The organism is Amycolatopsis sp. SID8362 (assembly GCF_010550475.1).
Classification (GTDB): Bacteria; Actinomycetota; Actinomycetes; order Mycobacteriales; family Pseudonocardiaceae; genus Amycolatopsis; species Amycolatopsis eburnea.
The window spans coordinates 1-20,508 of the sequence record NZ_JAAGNB010000686.1; the positions used below are offsets into that span (position 1 = coordinate 1).

Consider the following 20,508-nt stretch of genomic DNA (forward strand, 5'->3'; position numbering starts at 1 on the left):
CCCGCGCCGCGGTGCCCGTGCACTGGGGCACCCTCGCCGTGCCGGGGCTGCGGCGGACCGCCCGGATGCGCCGGCTGCTCGCCGACCCGCCGCGGGTGTTCGCCGCCAAAGTCCGCAAGCACGGCATCGCCACCGACGTCCTGTTCACCGAGCCCGGCGCCGAAGTCGCGCTCCCGGCCCGTGAGGACCGCGCGTGAACTGGACCGACCCGGCCGCCATCGGCTACCCGGCGGTGTTCGGCGGCGTCCTGCTCGGCTCGATCATCCCGATCGTGCCCACCGGGGCCGTGGTCGGCGCCGCGGCCGCCGTCGCCACCACGACCGACCACCTCTCGCTCCCGCTGGTGATCCTCCTGTCCGTGCTCGGCGCGTACCTCGGCGACGTCGTCACGTTCGGGATCCCGCGCCTGGGCAGCGAAGCCGCGTTCCGCTGGATCAGCCGCCGCCAGCCCGCCGAACGGCTCGAGAAGGCCCGCGACCAGTTCACCCGCCGCGGCTGGCAGCTCGTCGTGATCGGCAGGCTCGTCCCGGCCGGGCGCATCCCGGTGCTGCTCGCGGCGGCCGCGCTGAGCTACCCGTGGCGGCGCCTGCTGCCCGCCGCGCTCGTCGCGTGCGTGCTCTGGGCGACCGCGTACGCCTTGCTCGGCATCCTCTCCGGCGGCATCTTCGACTCACCCCTCGTCGCGACACTGCTCGCCACGGTGCTGGTCCTGCTGGTCACCGTGGCCCTGAACCTGATCAGCCGGTGGCGGCGCAAGACCAAGGAGCGAGTGTGACGACGACCGCGCCGAAGGGCAGGCTGCTGCGCGGCGGCCGCGCCGTCGCCCGGATCCTGCTGGTCTGGGCCGCGGTGACCGGCGCGCTTCGCCTGCTCGACGTCCTCCTGCCGGGCTTCCGGATGCCGCACTGGTGGCAGCCGACGGTGTGCGCGCTGCTGCTCGGGCTGCTCGCCGGCGTGGTCTGGCCGCTCGTGATGCGGATCGCCTACCCGCTGGCCTTCTTCACCTTCGGGCTCTTCGGGTTCCTGCTGCTCGGCGCGGGCACGCTGGCGGTGTTCCGCACGGTGCCCGGCGTCGAGGTGGCCGACTTCCGCAGCGCCGTGCTCGTCACCCTCGGCATGGCCGCCGTCGGCGCGCTCATCTCCAGCCTGCTCGCGATCGACGAGGACGAGATCTTCTTCCGCCGCGCCGCCCGGCGCCGCCGTCGCCACACCCCCGCCGACGTCGCCGCCGACCAGCCGCCGGGCGTGGTCTTCCTGCAGATCGACGGCCTCGGCTACGACACCGTCCGCCGCGCGATCCGCGACGGCGACATGCCGACGTTCGCCGCGTGGCTCGCCGAGGACAGCCATTCGCTGGCGCGGTGGCACACCGACTGGAGCTCGCAGACCGGCGCGAGCGTCTGCGGCATCCTGCACGGCTCCAACCACGACATCCTCGGCTTCCGCTGGTACGAAAAGGACCGCGACCACGTGATGGCGTGCGCGCACCCGACCGACGCGGCCGAGATCGAGCGGCGGCATTCCGACGGCCGCGGCCTGCTCTCCGGCGACGGCGCGAGCCGCGGCAACCTCTTCTCCGGCGACGCGGACCACGTCAGCCTCACCATGAGCTCGATCCCGGTGCTGGTCCCGAAGAAGCTGCTGCGCCGCCACCGCGACCGGCTCGGCGCGGGCTACTACGCCTACTTCGCGAACCCGGTCAACGCGTTGCGCACGTTCGCCGTCGCGCTGACCGACGTCTTCCGCGAGATCAACGCGGCGGTGCGCCAGCGCCGCGCCGGGGTCGTGCCGCGGGTCCCGCGCGGCGGCTGGTACCCACTGGCTCGCCCGGGCACGACGGTGATCGCGCGCGACGTCGTCGTGTCGGCGATCCTCGGCGACATGCTCGCCGGCCGCCCGGTCGTGTACGCGGACTTCCTCGGCTACGACGAGGTCGCGCACCACTCCGGCATCGAGCGCTTCGACACGCTGTCGGTGCTGCGTTCGATCGACCAGCAGATCGCGCGGCTGCATCGGGCTTCGCGGCTCGCGCCGCGCCGCTACCACGTCGTGGCGCTGTCGGACCACGGGCAGACGCAGGGCCAGGCGTTCTCCCGGCGGTTCGGCGAGACGATCGAGGCGTACGTCGGCCGCCTGTGTGGCGGTTCGCCGTCCGCGCTGGCCGGCAAACGGCGCCAGGCGGAAAGCTGGCAGATCAACGCCGCGCTGGCGGAGGCGACGAAGAGCGGCGGCCTGATCGCACGCCGGCTGCGCGCCCGCGTGGAGGACGCGGAGTGCGCCGAAGACCGCCCGCGCACGGCGTCCGGCTCCCCCGGCGCGGTCACCCGGGTCGCGCCAGGCGTGGTCGCGGTGGTGTCCGGGCACCTCGCGATGGTGTCGTTCACCGAGCACGAAGGCCGCGTCGAACTGGAGACGATCGAGCGCGAGTTCCCCGACCTGCTGCCGTCCTTGGTGGACCACCCCGGCGTCGGATTCCTGCTGGTCCGCAGCCGCGAGTTCGGCCCGGTGGTGCTCGGCCGCGACGGCCTGCACCGCCTCGCGACGGGCGTCGTGATCGGCGAGGACCCGCTGCTCCCGTACGGCCCGCACGCGGCGGACCTGATCCGCCGCGTCGACACGTTCCCGCACTGCGCGGACGTCATGATCAACAGCCGCTACGACCCGGACTCGGACCAGGCCTCCCCGTTCGAGACCCACGTGGGCTCGCACGGCGGCCTCGGCGGTCCGCAGCAGCGCGGCTTCGTCGTGCACCCGCGAGAGTTCGGTTTTCCCGGTGAGGTCGTCGGGGCCGAGGCCCTGCACCGGGTGTTCCGCGGCTGGCTCACGGACCTGGGCCACCCCGCACCGGTTTCCCCAGCAGTTTCGGAGGTCGTTTCATGAGTCTGACGGTGTACGGCGCATCCTGGTGCCCGGACGTCAAGCGCAGCCGCGCCCTGCTCGACGGCCGCGGCATCGAGTATTCCTACGTGGACGTCGAGGCCGACGCGGCCGCGGAAGCCCGGGTCCGCGACCTGCAGGGCGGCGCCCGCCGCATCCCCACGATCGTCTGGGACGACGGAACTTTCCTGGTCGAGCCGTCCGACGACGAGCTGAGCGCGCGCCTGTGAAGCTGCTCCGCGACCTGCCACTGGGCACCCGCGTCGTGGTCCGCTACCGCATCGAGGGCGGCTTCACCGACGCACTCGGCGACCTGGTGGCCCGCGACGCATCGACGTGCACGGTGGACACCCGCCGAGGCCCGGTCGTGGTGCCGTTCGCCGCGGTCACCCTGGCCAAACCCGTTCCCCCGCCCCCGGTTCGCCGCTCGCGCTTCGAGACCCTGGTAGCCGAAGCCGACGCGGCCCCGATCGACGGCTGGGACTTCTCCTGGCTCGACGGCCGAGCCACGGAGGCCCGCCCGTCCTGGGGCTACCAGCGCCTGCTCGGCGAGCGCCTGGCACAGGTCGAATCGGCCCTGGACCTGGAAACCGGCGGCGGCGAAGTCCTGAACGGCTGCCCCTCACTGCCACCCCTGATGGTGGCGACGGAGTCCTGGCCCCCGAACATTGCCCGCGCATCGGCCCGCCTGCGTCCGCGCGGCGTCACCGTGGTGTCCACATCGGACCTCCCGTTCGCCGACGACGTGTTCGACCTGGTCTCCAGCCGCCACCCGGTGACGACCCCGTGGCCGGAGATCGCCCGCGTCCTACGCCCCGGCGGGACGTTCTTTTCGCAGCAGGTCGGCCCGGCGAGCGTGTTCGAGCTGGTGGAGTTCTTCCTTGGCCCGCAACCACTTTCGGCCCGCGAAACCCGCGACCCGTCCCACGCGGTCGAGGCGGCGTCGGCGGCAGGCTTCGAGGTGGTCGACCTGCGTTCGGAGTCCCTGCGCACGGAGTTCTTCGACATCGGTGCGGTGGTTTACTTCCTGCGCAAGGTGATTTGGATGGTGCCGGGCTTCACGGTGGAGCAGTACCTCCCGAAGCTGCGCGAACTGCACGAGCTGATCGAGCGCGACGGACCGTTCGTCGCCCACACGACGAGGTTCTTGATCGAAGCCCACCTGATCGAGTGATGAACATGTGTTCCTACGCCCGGTAATCTTGGGGTGTGGACAGAGAAACGGTGTGGCAAGCGGACGCGGAGGCCTTGGCCGACCGCATCGTTTCGCTGCTCACCGTGGTGCGGTCCGCCGAGGCGGAAATCGGTGCGCTGCTGGTGGAAATCGAATCCCGCGGGGTTCAGGAACTCTTCGGATACCGCACCACCGCGCGCCTCTACGAGCACCTGGCCGACGTCCCGTACGCCGCTGCCAGACGCACCATCGCCCGCGCCCAAGCCCTGCACCCCGCCCACACTCTCGACGCCACCCCCGCTGTTGCTCCGGCCACCGGCGCCGCCGCTCTCACCGGTTCCTTGAGTACCCCGATGATCGACACCATCATCGACGCTGTCTCCCGGATCCCCGCCCCTCACCGCGACACCGCCGAGGCCGACCTGCTCGCCTTCGCCGCCGACGCCGGTCACAAGCAGGTGGCTGCCCTGGGTGCCCGGATCCTGGCCCACCTCGACCCCGACGGCCCCGCACCCGAGGACACCGAACCCGCCACCCCCGCGCGCGCGAGTTGTCGTTGCGCCGAAGACGCACCGGGAGCTGGGAACTCACCGGCCGGTTCGACGATGAGACCGGCACCCGCGCCAGCGCCCTCCTCGACGCGCTCGCGGAACGCCGCGGCACCGACGACCTCCGCTCCCCACAGGAACGCTACGGCGACGCCTTCTCCGACGCGGTCGACCTCGCGTTGAACTCCCCCGACCTCCCCGCCCAAGCCGGGGAACGCGTCCACGTGATGGTCGCGGTCTCCCTGGCGGATCTGAAATCCGGACGCGGCACGGCCACCCTCGGCGACACCGGCGTCATCACAGCTGCCGAAGCCCGCCTGCACGCCTGCGACTGCAAGCTGATCCCCGCCGTCCTGGGTTCCGCCAGCGAGCCTATGGACTTGGGCCGCGCCCGCCGCCTGATCAGCCCCGGCCTACGCCGCGCCCTGTTCCTCCGCGACCGCGGCTGCGCCTTCCCCGGCTGCCACCGCCCACCCCGCCACTGCCAGGGCCACCACATCCGGCACTGGGCCGACGGCGGTCTCACCGACCTGGCGAACCTGGTTCTGTTGTGCGGTCACCACCACCGGCTCCTGCACCGCTCGGGCTGGCAAGTCCGCATCGCTACTGACGGCCACCCGGAGTTCCTGCCGCCACGGTTCCTGGACAAACACCGAAAACCCAGGCGCAACAACATCCATCAGCCCCTGCCATTCGCAGCCTGAACACGGGACAGGCCCGCAGCCACCGGCTACGGGCCTACACCCACGTCCGCAATCCGCGGCTACGACTACTTCGGCAACCACGCCCGCCCAGCCAGTTCCGATCCTCGTCACCTCTCACCGAGGTCCCTGGCATCGGCAGCAGCACCGCCGCCCCCTGATGATCGGGGAGCCATCTCCCCACGGGATACACCCAGCCGGCCAGATCCTGGACCAAGCAACACTGATCCGCCCCCGCTACCGCCGCCCCATCGGACTCGGCCGCCGAACAATAGAGCCGCGACACCACATAGTTCCGCGAAAGCCGGCCCCTCAACCTCGGCCGGGTACCGCAGCGTCGCCGCCGAGCCCCGCGCGGCTCGCCAGCCGAGGACACGTACAACGACCAGTCACCCAGCCCGGACGATCGCCGCCTCCACCCCGTCCAGCAGCAACTCCATCCCGGCCTCGAACGACAACCGCGCCTCCCGCTCCAAATAAGGCTCCTCCGCGTCCACCGGCTCCTGCCCCAACCGAGCCACCGTCGGAAACCGCCCCGCCAGATCCGGCACCAGCTCACCCAGCAACGCCGACCGCGCGTACCACCAATCCTCCTCAGACTGCCCCGTCTCAGCCGCAGCCTGCCGGGACTCCGCCGCAGCCTGAACCGAGCCCCGCACGATGTTGAACAGCGCCGACACCACCCACCGAACCCGCGACAGCGGCAAACCGGTCGCCGACAACACAGACAACAACGTCTCCTGCACGTGGAACTCCCCCGGCCCCAGCACCGGCCGCGCCGGTGACACCTGCAACAGCCACGGATGCCGCAAGTGCAGATCCCACAACGCATCCGCCAGCGCCAAAGCAGCGGAACGCCACCCGGAAGACGACGAATACGACGAAGGCAGCTCAGCCAACGCCCGGTCATACATCAAATCGACCAGCTCGGTCTTCCCCGGCACGTACGTGTACAACGCCATCGCCGTCCGGCCGAGGCGCTCGCCGACCGAACGCATCGACAGCGCCGGCATGCCCTCGGCGTCCGCTATCTCGATCGCCGCCGACACGATCGCCTCGACGGACAGGCCCGGTTTGGGGCCCGGGCCGGTGCGCGGGGCGCCCACCTTCGGCCCCCACAGCAGTTCCATGGACCGGCGGGCGTCGCCCTGACCCGCGAAGACGACCACCTTGCCGACTCCTTACACCCTAAAGTAATGTAGCCTGAAGAATCACTTTACAGCCTAAAGTATCAAGAAGGACGGTATGACTTCACCCAGGCGGGCCGCCGACACCCACGACGTGATCGAGGTCCGGGGGGCCCGGGAGAACAACCTGACCGGCATCGACCTGGACATCCCGAAGCGCCGGCTCACGGTGTTCACCGGCGTGTCCGGCTCCGGCAAGTCGTCCCTGGTCTTCGGCACCATCGCGGCCGAGTCCCAGCGGCTGATCAACGAGACCTACAGCGCGTTCCTCCAGTCGTTCATGCCGAGCCTGTCGCGCCCGGACGTCGACCTGCTGGAGAACCTCAGCGCGGCCATCGTCGTCGACCAGGAGCGGATGGGCGCCAACTCGCGCTCCACCGTCGGCACCGCGACCGACGCCTACGCGATGCTGCGGATCGCCTTCTCCCGGCTCGGCGAGCCGTACGTCGGCACGTCCGGCGCCTTCAGCTTCAACCTGCCCGAAGGCATGTGCCCGACCTGCGAAGGCCTCGGCCGCGTGTCCGACCTCGACGTCGACGCCCTGCTCGACTTCGACCTCTCCCTCCACGAAGGCGCGATCCAGGTGCCGGGCTTCACGCCGGACACGTGGTACGTGCAGACCTACCTCTCCTCCGGCTTCTACGACCCCGACGCCAAGATCCGCGACTTCACGCCGGAGCAGCTCGACGCCCTGCTACACAAGGACTCCTGCAAGGTGAAGGTCGGCAAGACCAACGTCACCTACGAGGGCCTTGCGGTGAAGGTCCGGCGGCTCTACCTGCACAAGGACGTCGAGTCGCTGCAGCCGAAGCTGCGCGCGTTCATCGAGAAGGCCGCCACCTTCAAGACCTGCGGCGAGTGCGGCGGCGCGCGGCTGAACCAGGCCGCGCTGTCGGCGAAGATCGACGGCAAGAACATCGCCGACTGCGCCGCACTGCAGATCAGCGACCTCGCCGACTTCGTCCGGTCCCTCGACGCGCCGTCGATCCGCCCGCTGCTGGGCAACCTGCGCGACACCCTCGACTCGCTCGTCGAGATCGGCCTCGGCTACCTCTCGCTCGACCGCGAGTCCGCGACGCTCTCCGGCGGCGAGGCGCAGCGCGTGAAGATGGTGCGGCACCTCGGTTCCAGCCTCACCGACGTCACGTACGTCTTCGACGAGCCGACCGTCGGGCTGCACCCGCACGACATCGAGCGGATGAACAACCTCCTGCTCTGCCTGCGGGACAAGGGAAACACCATTCTGGTCGTCGAGCACAAACCCGAAACGATCGGGATCGCCGACCACGTCGTCGACCTCGGGCCCGGCGCGGGCACCGACGGCGGGCGGCTCTGCTACGCCGGTGACCTCGACGGCTTGCGCGCGTCCGGCACGCTCACCGGGCGCCACCTCGACCACCGCGTCACGCTGCGGGAGCACGTCCGCGAACCGGCAGGCCACCTGAAGATCAGCGGCGCGAAGCTGCACAACCTGCGTGACGTCAGCGTGGCCGTCCCGCTCGGGGTGCTGACCGTCGTGACCGGCGTGGCCGGGTCCGGCAAGAGCTCGCTGATCCACGGCTCGCTGGCGCACCGCGACGGCGTCGTCGTGGTCGACCAGTCCGCCATCCGCGGGTCGCGCCGGTCCAACCCGGCCACCTACACCGGCCTGCTCGACCCGATCCGCGCCGCCTTCGCCAAGGCCAACGGCGTCAAGGCGAGCCTCTTCAGCGCCAACTCCGAAGGCGCCTGCCCGAAGTGCAAGGGCCTCGGCGTGATCTACACGGACCTGGCGATGATGGCCGGCGTCGCGTCGGTCTGCGAGGAGTGCGAGGGCCGCCGGTTCACGCCGAAGGTCCTGACTTACGAGCTGCGGGGCAAGAACATCAGCGAGGTCTTCGGGATGTCCGTCGCCGAAGCGCGCGAGTTCTTCGCCGGTGGCACCGCGCGGACGGTGCTCGACCGGCTCGCCGACGTCGGCCTCGGCTACCTGACGCTCGGCCAGCCGCTGACCACGCTCTCCGGCGGCGAACGGCAGCGGCTCAAGCTGGCGATCCGGATGGCGGAGAAGGGCTCGACCTACATCCTCGACGAGCCGACCACCGGCCTGCACCTCGCCGACGTCGACCAGCTGCTGGCGCTGCTGGACCGGATCGTCGACGCGGGCAACACGGTGATCGTGATCGAGCACCACCAGGCCGTGATGGCCCACGCCGACTGGCTGATCGACCTCGGCCCGGGCGCCGGGCACGACGGCGGACGCGTGGTGTTCGAAGGGACGCCGGCCGCGCTGGTCGAGAACGCCGCCACACTCACGGCCCGCCACCTGCGCGAATACCTGGGGAAGCCGTGAACCCGACCGGACTGCTCGAAGTGACCGCGGTGCGGCGCGTGACCCCGCGCACCGCCCGCGTCACCTTCACCGGCGACGGCCTCGACGAGCTGGAGCCGTGGCCGGACCAGCAGCTCAAGCTCCTGTTCCCGCCGCCGGGCCGCCCGGTGCGGCTGCCCGCGGCCGACGGCGACCTCATGCGCTGGTACCAGGCGTACCTCGCGATCCCCGAGAACGAGCGCCCGCTGATGCGCAGCTACACCGTGCGCGGCCGCGACGGCGACACGATCGACGTCGACTTCGTGCTGCACCCCGGCGAGGCGGGCCCGGCCACGGCCTGGGCCCGGTCCGCGGCACCGGGCCAGGTCCTCGGCCGCTACGGCCCGGACGCGGCCTACCGCCGTCCGGTCCCAGCGGCGGACACGGTGCTGCTCGCCGGGGACGAGACGGCGCTGCCCGCGATCGCCACCCTGCTGTCCGAAGTGGACAACGTGCTGGCGTTCGTCGAAGTGGCGGACGCGGGCGAGGAACAGGAGCTGCCGAACGTCCGGTGGGTGCACCGGGACGGCGCCGAGCACGGCAGCCGCCTGCTGGAAGCGGTGCGCGAGACGGCCTTGCCGGAAAGCTCGGCGGCCTGGCTGGGCGGCGAGGCGTCGACCGTCCGCGCCCTGCGCCGGCACCTCGTCGAGCGGGGCCTGGCCAAGAGCGCCATCGAGTTCACCGGCTACTGGCGGCGCAAGCTGACCCAGGACGACGCCCCGACCCCGGAAGACCTGGCCGACGCGCGGGAAAAGCTCGGCTGAGCCGCGTCACGACGTGACCGGCAGGCTGTGCACGCCGTAAACGAGCATGTCGTCCTTGAACGCCATCCCGTACACCACCTGCAGCTCGACTCGCGCCGGCGTCCGGCCGAGGCACTGGTGCCCGCCGTAGCCGAAGGCCACGTGGTGGCGGGCTTCGCCCGTCACGTCGAGGCGGTCGGCGTGCTCGAACACGGCTTCGTCGCGGTTCGCGACGTCGCCCGCCGCGATGATGCCTTCGCCCGCGCGGATGACCTCGCGAAACCGGTGGCAGCTCGCCCAGCTCGGCGGGCGGGTCGAAGGGACACCGCCCGGTCATCGGAAACGCGGCACAACCCTGCCACCCCGCCGATCAGGCGAACACCAGCGACACGAGTTCGTCCACGAACGGCTCCACCAGCTCGGCCCCGGTCCGGTTCAACGCGCTGTGGAACAACGCGACCCGCCCGTGCGCCCCGACGAACACCACCGCCGCCGCGCGACCCGGCGTGACCCGCAGCTCGTGGCCCGCCTCGACGCAGCGCTCGAAGCCCGCCGTCAGCCGGTCGATCACGTCCAGGAGCGGGCCTTTCGGGCGCGCTCCCGCCTCCAGTTCGGACGCGCCGTTCGCGAGCATCAGGCGGTAGTGCCCCGGATTCCGCATCGCGAAGGCGCAGTAGGCGTGAATCTGTGCGCGGATGCGGCCGACGACGTCGGTTTCCCCTAGCGACTCCTCGGCGACGCGCATCGATTCGGCCAGCCGCGCGTATTCGTGGTCGAGGAGCCCGCGCACCAATTCCGCACGATCGGAGAAATGCTGGTAGATACTCGCCGGGGCGATGCCGACGGCCCGCGCCACACCGCGGATCGTCAACCCGTCCTCGCCGCCGAGCTCGGCGAGGAGCCGGCCCGCCGCTTCCAGGATTTCCCCGCGCAGCCGTTCGCCTTCGCCCCAGCGGTTCCTCGTTCGGCCGATTCCGGCCGCGGCGTTCTCCGGCACCCGCACATTCATACGCCCGGGTGAACCCGGCCGGTATTCCGGGGTGCCGGAAACCGCATTCCGAATGGTCAGGAAACCAGCGCGGGGTACAGCCCGGGCAGCTCGCCGGACAGCCCGGCGCGCACGTTCCGGGTGACGTCGTCGGCGAGCACCTCGAACCGGCCCGCTTCGACGCCGTCGAGGGCGAGCCCGGCCACCAGCGCGGGGTCGACCTTCGGGCCCTCGACGTGCTTGGCCATGTCGGTGTCCATGTAGCCGACGTGCAGCGCGGTCACCTGCGTCTGCTGCGGCGCGAGCTCCAGGCGCAGCGCGTTGGTCAGCGACCAGGCCGCCGACTTCGCCGCGGAGTAGGCCGCGACCTGCGGCGCGGTGAACCACGACAGCACCGACAGGACGTTGAGGACCGCGCCGCCGCCGTTGCGCTCGAGGATCGGCGCGAACTCGCGCGTCACGGCCAGCGTGCCGAAGTAGTGCGTGTCCATCTCGAGCCGGATGTCCTCCAGCTTCCCGCCGAGCAGCGTCGACCCGGTCGACGAGCCGGCGTTGTTCACCAGCAGCGTGACGTCCCCCGCGATCGCGGCCGCTTCCCGGATCGACGCCGGATCGGTCACGTCGAGGCGCAGCGGCACCACACCCGGCAGGTCGACCGACTCCGGGTTCCGGGCGGCCGCGTACACCTTCGCCGCGCCCCGCTCCAGCAGCGCTTCGGCGAACTTGCGGCCGAGTCCGCGGTTGGCCCCGGTGACCAGCGCGACCGCACCCTTGATGTCCATGACGAACTCCTCTCGCACCTGGCTTGCTCGTTGCAAGCTAGCTGTGGCCGACTGTACGGCGTAGACTTGCTCCGAGCAAGCCAGGTAGGAGGGAGCACACATGAGCCGCCGCACCACGTGGGAGGACAACTCCTGCCCGATCGCCCGCGCCGCCGACATCCTCGGCGAGCCGTGGACGTTGCTGATCCTGCGCAACGCGACCGCCGGCACCACCCGGTTCGAGGACTTCCGCGGTCAGCTCGGCATCGCCGACAACGTGCTGACGACCCGCCTGGCCAAGCTCGTCGAGCGCGGGCTGCTGACGAAGCTCCCCTACCGCGACGGCGGCCGCACCCGCCACGAGTACCGCCTGACGCCGGCCGGCTCGGACGCGCTGCCGGTGCTGCACGCCCTCGGCGCATGGGGTGACGCGCACACTTCGACCGAAAACGCGTACGGCCCGATGCAACTGGTCCACGCCGCCTGCGGGCAGCTCACGCGGCCAGGCGAGAAATGCGACAACTGCGGGAAAACCCTGGTCAGGGACGATCTGGCGTGGCGCGGCTCCTGGCTCAGCCAGGGCGAGATCCCGCTGGCCGACCCGGTCGGCTGAGCCGAACGGCGCATCATCGTATGCGCGATCACGCATGTCAAGACTCCGCCATGGTTGGTAATTCACCGTTCGCAGCGCAGTACGAAAGTCGGGTCACAAGAGCCGGACGATTCCGTAAGTTCGACACCCAGCGCGCGCAAACCCGGCAAATTACCCACGGCAAGGAGTCGTTCCGATGTCCAGGAAGTACCTGCTGCCCGGTGCCGCCGTCGCACTGGCGATGATCGCGACCCCGCTGACGGCCGGCCCGGCCTTCGCCGCCCCGGAAGCGGCCACGGTCGTCTACTACGACACCTCGGACGCCCCCACCTTCCGCGACGTGATCAACGCGGGCGCGGCGAACTGGAACGCGGCGGTGTCGAACGTCAAGCTCGAGGAGAGCTCCTCGGGCGCCACGCTGCACTACACGGAGGGCAACGACCCGCGCGGCTCGTACGCCCAGACCGACGGCCACGGCAGCGGCACGATCTTCATCGACTACACCCAGGCCGAGCAGTACAACCAGACCCGCATCGCGGCCCACGAGACCGGGCACGCGCTCGGCCTGCCGGACCACTACGAGGGCCCGTGCTCGGAGCTGATGTCGGGCGGTGGCCCAGGCCCGTCCTGCACCAACGCCAACCCGAACGCCGAAGAGTCCTCGCAGGTGGAATCCCTGTGGGCCAACGGGTTCGCCGGCGCGCGCAAGGCGCCGACCCGCGTCTACGAAGTGACGATGCCGGTCAAGTGACCCGCGTCTGACGTCGTCGGGGGAGGCCGCACCGGGAACGCCCGGTGCGGCCTTCGTGCGTCGAAGCCTTCTTCGCCGCCCCCGCGTTTTGTCGGGGGTGGCGGTTAGGTTCGAGGCATGCTGACCACGCTGGCCGTCGCGAACTACCGCTCGCTGCGCGATCTCGTGCTGCCGCTGTCCGGCCTGACCGTGGTCACCGGCCCGAACGGCAGCGGCAAGTCGAGCCTCTACCGCGCGTTGCGCCTGCTGGCGGACGCGTCCCGCAACGGCGCGGTGGCGGCGTTGGCCCGCGAAGGCGGTCTGCCGTCGACGTTGTGGGCCGGCCCGGAAACGATCGGCCGCGCGGTGCGCGAAGGCCGTACCCCGGTCCAGGGCACGGTCCGCTCGAAAGCGGTCGGCCTCCGTCTGGGCTTCGCGGGCGACGAGTTCGGCTACGCCCTCGACCTCGGCCTGCCGGTCCCGGCCAAGACGGCGTTCAACCTGGACCCGGAGTTCAAACGCGAAGCGGTCTGGTCCGGCCCGGTCCTGCGACCGGCTTCGCTGCTCGCCGACCGCGATCATCGAAGTGGGCCGCGCCGCGGAACTGGAATCCCTGGTGGACGCGGCCTTCCCCGGCTCACGCCTCTCGGTGGCATCCACCGACGGATCGCTGTCAGTCCGCTTCCACCAGCACGGCTTGCTGCGCCCGCTCTCGGCGGCGGAGCTGTCGGACGGAACGCTGCGCTACCTCCTGTGGGTGGCCGCCCTGCTGACCCCGCGGCCCCCGGAGCTGCTGGTGCTGAACGAGCCGGAGACGAGCCTGCACCCGGACCTCCTCCCGGCCCTGGCGGTCTTGATCGCCACGGCGGCGAAGGAGACGCAGGTGGTGGTGGTTTCGCACGCGAGCCTGCTGATCCGGGCGCTGTCCGAGGTGGCAGAGGTGGGGATGGTGGAGCTGAAGAAGGAGTACGGGGAGACGAAACTGGTGGGGCAGGGAAGGTTGGACCGCCCGTCCTGGCACTGGCCGACCCGCTGACCCGGCACGGCTCCGCACCGATGGCAGGCCCAACGGCCCTACTCCCCCGATGCGCCGGACCCGATCGTGGAGGGGCACGAATCCCCGCGCCCGAAAGCTGCCGAACATGCGGTTTCCCGCCCTCGCGACCGGACTCCTGGCCGCCGCCGTCCTGGTCGGCTCCTGCGCCACGACGCCCGCCGCGCAGCCGGCACCGGTGCCGGTCACCGTCACCGCGGCACCCGTGACCCTCACCGAGACAGCGACCACCACCGTCACCGTCACCGTCACCGAGACCACCACCGCGCCGGCGCGCAAAGCCCCGGCCACCCGTCCCAAAGCCGAGGACTGTCAAACCGGCAGCTGCCTCAACGCCGCCCGGGGACTCACCCAAGACCAAGTCCTCCGCGAACGGGACGCGTGGCTCGCCACCCACCCCGGCTGGTGCGCGGCCGGAGAGACCGGCGCCGTCGCACCCTGCTGATCACTCCAGCAGCCAGGCCAAAGACCCGTCCGCGGCCAGCCGCGCGACCGCATCCCCCACCGACTCCGCATCCGAAGACGGCAGCACCAGCAGGTTCTCCGCGTAGAACCGCGTAGGCCGGGGGCGATTCCCGAACCAACGGGTGGCCTCCAGATCCGCCCACCCGAGAGCGACCGCCAGCTCCTCCGGCGAGTAGACCCGCAACGCGAACCGCCGTTCCCCGAAGGCCAGCTCACCACCCGACACCGACCAAGCGCCCGCTCCCACCGGCGCCGGTGAAAGCAGCCAGTCGAACCGGCCCTCCGCCGCCAGCCGGGCGATCTCCTCGTCCGCCGCCTCCCGCGTCACCTCCGGCACCACGACCACGTTCGTGTCGTAGTACGGCTCATCCTCGGCGACCTGCACGATCCGCGTCGGGTCGAACAGCATCATCGGGAACCGCCGGTCGCCGAACCCCCAGCTGGGCGTGCAGCACCACGCCGCGATCGGCTGAGCAGTTCCCACGTCACCGGCCGCGCGTGCTTTCCCGCACCTCCAAGGCGAACGGCGTCTGGATGTCCTGCGCCGGCAACGCCTTGTCCCCCGTGATCCGCCGGTGCACCAGGTCGATCGCCGCCTCCGCCAGCGCCGCCTTGTCCGGGGCGATCGTCGTCAGCGAAGGCAGCGAAAAGGCGCTCTCCTCGTTGTTGTCGAAGCCCACGATGGCCACGTCCTCCGGCACCCGCAGCCCCAGTTCCGCCACCGCTCGCATCGCACCGATCGCCAGCAGGTCGTTGAAGCAGAACACCGCGTCCGGCGGCGACGCCGACCCCAGCAACGACCGCATCGCCGCCGCGCCCACCGACCGGTGCCACTTCTCCGCCGGCGCCACCAGCGAGTCCGAATAGGACAATCCGGCCGCGACCAGACCGGCCCGGTACCCCGCCAACCGCTGCGAAGACGTCCCACGAGCGGGATTCCGGCCGATGGCCGCGATCCGCGTCCGCCCCAAGGACGCCAGGTGCGACACCGCCGTCTGCGCCGCCAGGACGTTGTCGATCGCCACGTGGTCGATCGGCACGTCCACCGCGTGCTCGCCCAGCATCACCAGCGGGATCTCGCCCGGGGACGGGAAATCCGCCGCCTCCAGGGCTTCCGGGTGCACCAGTGCCCCGTCGACCAGGTGCGGGCCGAGCGACGACAGCGTCTCGCGCTCCCGGGACCGCGTGCCCTGCGTCTGTTCGATCAGGACGCTCCAGCCGCGCTTCTGGGCGGCCGTGATGACCAGGCCGGCCAGCTCGCCGAAGTACGGGATGGACAGTTCCGGCACCATCAGCGCCAGGAACCCCGTGCGGCCGCGGCGCAGGTTCCGCGCCCCGACGTTGGGCCGGTACCCGGTGGCCGCCAGCGCTTCCTCCACCCGCCGCCGGTTCTCCGGCTTGACGAAGGCGTAGCCGTTCACGACGTTCGACACCGTCTTCACCGACACTCCGGCGAGCGTGGCGACGTCCTTGAGCGTCACGGTCACGGGCGGCTCCTTCTCAGGTGGTGAGCACGAAGCATAGCGATAATTTGCCGGTTTACAACGTTGTTCCAACGATGTAAAAAGTACCTCAAGGCTCCCGCGGTGACTCCGATCACCCCGGTGAGCGGGCCACCACCGACGCTGCCCGAGGAGTCACCGTGCCGCTCTCCCCCCGTCCCCTTCTGGTCGCCGCCACCGCGGCCGCCGCCGCGCTCGCGCTCACCTCCTGCACCAGCAGGGAAGAGACCCCGGCCGCTCCCTCCAGCGGCGGCGGACCCGCCGCCAGCGCCCAGTCCGTCGCACCCAGCGCGGACGGCTGCACGCTCGAGAAGACCGGGTACGCCAAGGTCGACCTCAAGACCGCCGTGGTCGGTTTCTCCCAGTCCGAAAAGGAAGCCAACCCCTTCCGGATCGCGGAGACGCAGTCCATCAAGGACGAAGCCGCCAAGCTCGGCATCGCGAGCGACAAGCTGCTCGTCACCAACGCCCAGAGCGACCTCAACAAGCAGATCAGCGACATCAAGTCGATGCTCGACCGGGGCGCGCAGCTGCTCGTCGTCGCGCCGCTGAACTCCGACGGCCTCCAGCCCGCCCTCGACGCGGCGAAGGCCAAGAAGGTCCCGGTCGTCACCATCGACCGCAAGGTGACTTCGCAGCCCTGCACCGACTACCTGACCTTCATCGGCTCGAACTTCGTCGAGCAGGGCAAGCGCGCGGCGCAGGCCATGGTCAAGGCGACGGGCGGCACCGGCAAGGTCGCGATCCTGCTCGGCTCTTCGGGCAACAACGTGACCACCGACCGCACCCAGGGCTTCAAGGACGAGCTGGCGAAGACGACCGGGCTGTCCGTGGTCGCCGAGCAGACCGGCGAGTTCGACCGGTCCAAGGGCCAGGCCGTGATGGAGCAGCTCATCCAGAGCCACCCGGACATCACCGCCGTCTACGCCGAGAACGACGAAATGGGCGTCGGCGCGGTCAACGCGCTCAAGACCGCGGGCAAGACGCCGGGCAAGGACGTCAAGGTCGTCTCGATCGACGGCACCCGCAACGCCGTGCAGCTGATCGCCGACGGCAGCTACAACGCCGTGATCGAGTCGAACCCGCGCTTCGGCCCGCTGGCCTTCCAGACGCTGCAGAAGTTCGAGGCCGGCGAGGCCATCCCCGCCAGCATCGTGATCACCGACGACCAGTACGACGAGACCAACGCGGCCCAGAAGGTCGGGAACGCGTACTGATGACGGCAGCCACCGAAGAGGACGTCACCATGACGACCGCACCGGTGCTCGAGGTGGCCGGGGTGACCAAGCGGTTCCCCGGCACTCTCGCGCTCGACGACGTCAGCTTCGCGCTGCGGCCGGGCGAGGTGCACGCGCTGGTCGGCGAGAACGGCGCCGGCAAGTCCACGCTGATCAAGGTGCTCACCGGCGTCTACCAGCCCGACGAGGGCGAGGTGCGCCACCTCGGCGAGCCGGTGGCGTTCAAGCGCCCGATCGACGCGCAGCGCGCCGGGATCTCCACGATCTACCAGGAGGTCAACCTCGTCCCGCTGATGAGCATCGCGGGCAACGTCTTCCTCGGCCGCGAACCGCGCACGAAGGCCGGCCTGGTCGACTGGTCGAAGATGTACGCCGACGCCCGCGAGCTGCTCAAGGGCTACGGCATCGAAGACGACGTCAAGCGGCCGCTGCACACCCTGGGCGTCGGCGCGCAGCAGATGGTCGCGCTCGCCCGCGCGGTCTCGACGGACGCGAAGGTCGTCATCATGGACGAACCGACGTCGTCGCTCGAGCCGCGCGAGGTCGAGACGCTCTTCGAGGTGCTGAACCGCCTGCACGCCGAGGGCATCGCGATCGTCTACGTCAGCCACCGCATGGACGAGCTGTACCGGGTCTGCGAAAGCGTCACCGTGCTGCGCGACGGCCGGGTCGTCCACAGCGGACCGCTGAAGAACCTCCCGCGCATCGAACTGGTCTCCAAGATGCTCGGCCGCGAGATCAAGCAGATCCGCGAAGAGGGTGTCACGGCGTTCGGCGAGGAACACGAAGTCGAACGCGAGCCGCTCCTCAAGGCGGAGAACCTGTCCGGCATGCGCAAGCTGCACGACGTCTCGGTGAGCATCCGGCCCGGCGAAGTCGTCGGCCTCGCCGGCCTGCTCGGCTCCGGCCGCAGCGAGACGGCGCGGGCCATCGTCGGCGCGTTCCCCCTCGACGGCGGATCCGTGCTGCTGGCCGGGAAGCCGCTCAAGAAGGGCAAGATCAAGGCCGCCATGCGCGCCGGGATCGCGCTGCTGGCCGAGGACCGCAAGACCGACGGGATCATCCCGAACCTGTCGGTGCGCGAAAACATCGTGCTCGCCGCGCTGCCGACGCTCTCGCCGTTCGGCCTGGTCAGCAAGGCCAAGCAGGACCGGGTCGTGAAGATCTTCATGGACCGCCTGCGCATCAAGGCCGCGAGCCCGGAGCAGAAGGTGTCCGAGCTGTCCGGCGGCAACCAGCAGAAGGTGCTGCTCGCCCGCTGGCTCGCCACCGGCCCGAAGATCCTGCTGCTCGACGAACCGACGCGCGGTATCGACGTCGGCGCCAAGGCCGAGGTCCAGGCGCTGATCGACGAGCTCGCGCAGGAAGGGCTCGGCGTGCTGCTCATCTCGTCCGAGCTGGAAGAGCTGATCGACGGCTCCGACCGCGTGGTCGTGCTGCGCGACGGCTCGGTCGTCGGCGAGCTGACCGGCGACGGCATCACCGAAGAGAACGTACTGACCGCGATCGCAGCCGAGGGTGACAACGATGTCTAGCGCCACTCTCACCAAGAGTCCCGACCGCGCGAAAGTCACCGCGTGGCTGCAGAACTACGGCGTCTACCTGGCCGTCGTCGTGCTGCTGCTGTTCAACGTCGTGTTCACCGAGAACTTCCTGTCCGCGGCCAACTTCCGCACCCAGCTGGTCCAGGCGGCGCCGGTCTGCATCGTCGCGCTCGGCATGGCGCTGGTGATCGGCACCGAAGGCATCGACCTGTCGGTCGGCTCGGTGATGGCGATCGCCGCCGCGCTCATCCCGCTCTACCTCGGCGCGGGCCCGCTGATGGCGATCCTCGTGGCCGTCATCGCCGGGATCGTGTCCGGGCTGTTCAGCGGGTACCTGGTGGCCTACCTGGGCATCCAGCCGATCATCGCGACCCTGGCGCTGCTCGTCGGCGGGCGGGGACTCGCGCTGGTGATCGCCCACGGCCAGCTCGTCCAGGTGCGCAACCCGGACTTCCTGGAGCTGGGCACCGGTGACGTCCTCGGCGTCCCGATCATGGTGATCGTCGCGGGCGTGCTCGCGGTGCTGGCCGGGCTGGTCGTCCAGCGCACGACGTTCGGGCGGCACCTGGTCGCCGTCGGCGGCAACCGCTCGGCCAGCACCCTGGCCGGGCTGCCGGTGAAGCGCGTGCTCATCAGCGTCTACGTGATCTCCGGGGCGCTGGCCGCGATCGCCGGCGTGCTGGCGACGTCGCGGCTGGGCGCCAGCGACCCGAGCGACGTCGGGCTGCTCATGGAGCTGTCCGCGATCACCGCGGTCGTCGTCGGCGGCACGCCGCTGACCGGCGGCCGGGTCCGCGTGCTCGGCACCGTGTTCGGCGCGCTGCTCATGCAGCTCGTCCAGGCGACCCTGATCAAGCACAACCTGCCGGACTCCACCGCGCAGATGGTCCAGGCGGCCATCATCGTCGTCGCGGTGTACGTCGCGCGCGAGCGGAGCAGCCGATGACCGCGACCACCACCCAGACCGCCGCGCGCAACGCCGCGTTCGCGGGTGTCCTCCAGCGCCAGGGCGCGGCCGTCGTCCTCGTGCTCGGCATCGCCGCGGCGTGGTTCGCGTTCCCGCACTTCGGCACCGCGGACAACCTGCGCAGCCTGGTGCTGCAGGGCTCGTTCCTCGCGGTGATCGCGCTCGGCATGACGTTCGTGATCATCTCCGGCGGCATCGACCTGTCGGTCGGCTCGAACTACGCGCTCGGCGGCGTCCTCGCCGCGTGGGGCGCGCAGTACGGGCTCGTCGTCGCGATCCTGCTGCCGCTGGCGGTGTGTTCGCTGATCGGGTTCGTCAACGGCCTGCTCATCGCGCGCACCGGGATGGCGCCGTTCATCGTGACGCTGGCGTCCCTGCTGTTCGCCAGGGGGCTCCTGCTCGCGCTGACGTCCGAAGGCTCGACGACGTACAAGGTGGACCCCGGCTCGGCGTTCCTCTGGCTCGGCCAGGGCACGATCTTCGGCGTCGGCGTCCCGGTGTACCTGACGCTCATCCTGTTCGCGCTCGGCGGGCTCCTGCTGCGCCGCACCCGGTTCGGCCAGTCGGTGTTCGCCATCGGCGGCGCCGAGCAGTCCGCGCTGCTGATGGGCCTGCCGGTGGCCCGCACCAAGATCAGCCTCTACACCCTGAGCGGCGCGCTGGCCGGGTTCGCGGGCGTGCTGACCGCCGCGTACCTGCAGTCCGGCGTCACGGTGATCGGGGTCGGCACCGAACTGGACGCGATCTCCGTCGTCGTCATCGGCGGCACGCTGCTCACCGGCGGCGCCGGCACGATCATCGGCACGCTCGTCGGCGTGCTGCTGCGCACGCTGATCCAGAACGTCATCAACCAGATCGGCACCCTCGACTCCAACTACCAGACGGTGGTGAGCGGGGCCTTCCTGCTCGTCGTCGTGGTGATCCAGCGCCTGCTGGCGCGTTCCCGAACCCGCTGAGCCCCGTCCCCCCACAGGAGGTCTCAACGATGTTCCACCCTGCCCGAAAATCCCGGAGGTGGCTGACCGCGGCCGCCGCGTTCGCGGTCGCGGTGGCCGGCCTCGGCACCGTGCCGGCCGCCGCCGCGGCC

20 protein-coding genes and 4 pseudogenes are annotated in these 20,508 nt (G+C 70.8%); 18 read left to right on the plus strand and 6 right to left on the minus strand.

Annotated features, from left to right (window positions below; all coding sequences use genetic code 11):
- From G3I65_RS20850 to G3I65_RS20875, 7 genes and pseudogenes are all read left to right on the plus strand, one after another.
- Positions 1-197, plus strand: a pseudogene (locus tag G3I65_RS20850) (MBL fold metallo-hydrolase); the annotation flags it as partial.
- Complete coding sequence (locus tag G3I65_RS20855; RefSeq protein WP_160697593.1) at positions 194-775, plus strand: VTT domain-containing protein; 582 nt, start codon at positions 194-196, stop codon at positions 773-775. The pseudogene G3I65_RS20850 and the gene G3I65_RS20855, both read left to right, overlap by 4 nt.
- Entirely contained in the window at positions 772-2,880 is a 2,109-nt protein-coding gene (locus G3I65_RS20860) for a phage holin family protein (RefSeq protein WP_160697594.1), read from the plus strand. Before G3I65_RS20855 ends, G3I65_RS20860 begins: the two co-directional genes overlap by 4 nt.
- Positions 2,877-3,107 carry a glutaredoxin domain-containing protein gene (locus G3I65_RS20865; RefSeq protein WP_160697595.1) on the plus strand — a complete coding sequence of 77 codons (231 nt, stop codon included), beginning with the start codon at positions 2,877-2,879 and terminating at the stop codon, positions 3,105-3,107. The genes G3I65_RS20860 and G3I65_RS20865 overlap by 4 nt, the downstream gene beginning before the upstream one ends.
- Positions 3,104-3,307: pseudogene (locus G3I65_RS57405) on the plus strand (ferrous iron transport protein A); the annotation flags it as partial. The gene G3I65_RS20865 and the pseudogene G3I65_RS57405, both read left to right, overlap by 4 nt.
- A gap of 12 nt (positions 3,308-3,319) precedes the next feature.
- Positions 3,320-4,051 (plus strand): class I SAM-dependent methyltransferase, encoded by a 732-nt coding sequence (locus G3I65_RS20870; RefSeq protein WP_239071338.1) that lies wholly within the window; start codon positions 3,320-3,322, stop codon positions 4,049-4,051.
- Positions 4,052-4,101: 50 nt separating this feature from the next.
- Positions 4,102-5,303 (plus strand): annotated as a pseudogene (locus tag G3I65_RS20875) (DUF222 domain-containing protein).
- 386 nt (positions 5,304-5,689) lie between these two features.
- On the opposite strand, the gene G3I65_RS20880 reads toward G3I65_RS20875, so the two are convergent.
- Positions 5,690-6,469: a TetR/AcrR family transcriptional regulator gene (locus tag G3I65_RS20880; RefSeq protein WP_160697596.1), complete on the minus strand. Its 780-nt coding sequence runs from the start codon at positions 6,467-6,469 to the stop codon at positions 5,690-5,692.
- 76 nt (positions 6,470-6,545) lie between these two features.
- On the opposite strand from G3I65_RS20880, the gene G3I65_RS20885 reads away from it, so the two are divergent.
- Positions 6,546-8,819, plus strand: coding sequence for an excinuclease ABC subunit UvrA (locus G3I65_RS20885; RefSeq protein WP_160697597.1), 2,274 nt, complete (start codon positions 6,546-6,548; stop codon positions 8,817-8,819).
- On the plus strand, positions 8,816-9,601 hold the full coding sequence (locus tag G3I65_RS20890) for a siderophore-interacting protein (protein ID WP_160697598.1): 786 nt from the start codon (positions 8,816-8,818) through the stop codon (positions 9,599-9,601). Before G3I65_RS20885 ends, G3I65_RS20890 begins: the two co-directional genes overlap by 4 nt.
- A gap of 6 nt (positions 9,602-9,607) precedes the next feature.
- Here the strand turns inward: G3I65_RS20890 and G3I65_RS20895 are convergent, their stop codons facing one another.
- From G3I65_RS20895 to G3I65_RS20905, 3 genes are all read right to left on the minus strand, one after another.
- Positions 9,608-9,793 (minus strand): hypothetical protein, encoded by a 186-nt coding sequence (locus G3I65_RS20895; RefSeq protein ID WP_160697599.1) that lies wholly within the window; start codon positions 9,791-9,793, stop codon positions 9,608-9,610.
- A gap of 157 nt (positions 9,794-9,950) precedes the next feature.
- Positions 9,951-10,514, minus strand: a complete 564-nt coding sequence (locus G3I65_RS20900) for a TetR/AcrR family transcriptional regulator (protein ID WP_160697610.1) — start codon at positions 10,512-10,514, stop codon at positions 9,951-9,953.
- A 131-nt stretch (positions 10,515-10,645) separates the two neighbouring features.
- Complete coding sequence (locus tag G3I65_RS20905; RefSeq protein ID WP_160697600.1) at positions 10,646-11,350, minus strand: SDR family oxidoreductase; 705 nt, start codon at positions 11,348-11,350, stop codon at positions 10,646-10,648.
- A gap of 100 nt (positions 11,351-11,450) precedes the next feature.
- Here G3I65_RS20905 and G3I65_RS20910 point away from each other — a divergent pair, with 100 nt between their 5' ends.
- The 5 genes and pseudogenes from G3I65_RS20910 (at position 11,451) to G3I65_RS20925 (ending at position 14,150) form a co-directional block, all read left to right on the plus strand.
- On the plus strand, positions 11,451-11,942 hold the full coding sequence (locus tag G3I65_RS20910) for a helix-turn-helix domain-containing protein (RefSeq protein ID WP_160697601.1): 492 nt from the start codon (positions 11,451-11,453) through the stop codon (positions 11,940-11,942).
- 175 nt (positions 11,943-12,117) lie between these two features.
- On the plus strand, positions 12,118-12,672 hold the full coding sequence (locus G3I65_RS20915) for a snapalysin family zinc-dependent metalloprotease (RefSeq protein WP_086858740.1): 555 nt from the start codon (positions 12,118-12,120) through the stop codon (positions 12,670-12,672).
- Positions 12,673-12,789: 117 nt separating this feature from the next.
- Positions 12,790-12,903 (plus strand): annotated as a pseudogene (locus G3I65_RS57415) (AAA family ATPase); the annotation flags it as partial.
- 334 nt (positions 12,904-13,237) lie between these two features.
- A complete protein-coding gene (locus G3I65_RS57420) occupies positions 13,238-13,687 on the plus strand; it encodes an AAA family ATPase (RefSeq protein WP_309235594.1) in 450 nt (149 codons plus the stop codon).
- A 106-nt stretch (positions 13,688-13,793) separates the two neighbouring features.
- Positions 13,794-14,150: a hypothetical protein gene (locus G3I65_RS20925; RefSeq protein WP_160697602.1), complete on the plus strand. Its 357-nt coding sequence runs from the start codon at positions 13,794-13,796 to the stop codon at positions 14,148-14,150.
- Here G3I65_RS20925 and G3I65_RS20930 read toward each other — a convergent pair whose 3' ends face one another.
- Both G3I65_RS20930 and G3I65_RS20935 read right to left on the minus strand, forming a co-directional pair.
- Entirely contained in the window at positions 14,151-14,654 is a 504-nt protein-coding gene (locus tag G3I65_RS20930; RefSeq protein ID WP_160697603.1) for a hypothetical protein, read from the minus strand.
- Between the two features lies 1 nt (position 14,655).
- On the minus strand, positions 14,656-15,657 hold the full coding sequence (locus G3I65_RS20935; RefSeq protein ID WP_160697604.1) for a LacI family DNA-binding transcriptional regulator: 1,002 nt from the start codon (positions 15,655-15,657) through the stop codon (positions 14,656-14,658).
- 155 nt (positions 15,658-15,812) lie between these two features.
- On the opposite strand from G3I65_RS20935, the gene G3I65_RS20940 reads away from it, so the two are divergent.
- Genes G3I65_RS20940 through G3I65_RS20955 form a run of 4 tightly spaced genes read left to right on the plus strand, consistent with a single transcriptional unit; the run spans position 15,813 to position 20,377 of the window.
- Positions 15,813-16,889: an ABC transporter substrate-binding protein gene (locus G3I65_RS20940; RefSeq protein ID WP_160697605.1), complete on the plus strand. Its 1,077-nt coding sequence runs from the start codon at positions 15,813-15,815 to the stop codon at positions 16,887-16,889.
- Positions 16,889-18,445, plus strand: a complete 1,557-nt coding sequence (locus G3I65_RS20945; protein ID WP_160697606.1) for a sugar ABC transporter ATP-binding protein — start codon at positions 16,889-16,891, stop codon at positions 18,443-18,445. Before G3I65_RS20940 ends, G3I65_RS20945 begins: the two co-directional genes overlap by 1 nt.
- Positions 18,438-19,400 (plus strand): ABC transporter permease, encoded by a 963-nt coding sequence (locus G3I65_RS20950; protein WP_160697607.1) that lies wholly within the window; start codon positions 18,438-18,440, stop codon positions 19,398-19,400. Before G3I65_RS20945 ends, G3I65_RS20950 begins: the two co-directional genes overlap by 8 nt.
- Positions 19,397-20,377, plus strand: a complete 981-nt coding sequence (locus G3I65_RS20955; protein WP_160697608.1) for an ABC transporter permease — start codon at positions 19,397-19,399, stop codon at positions 20,375-20,377. Before G3I65_RS20950 ends, G3I65_RS20955 begins: the two co-directional genes overlap by 4 nt.
- The last annotated feature ends 131 nt before the right edge of the window (positions 20,378-20,508 follow it).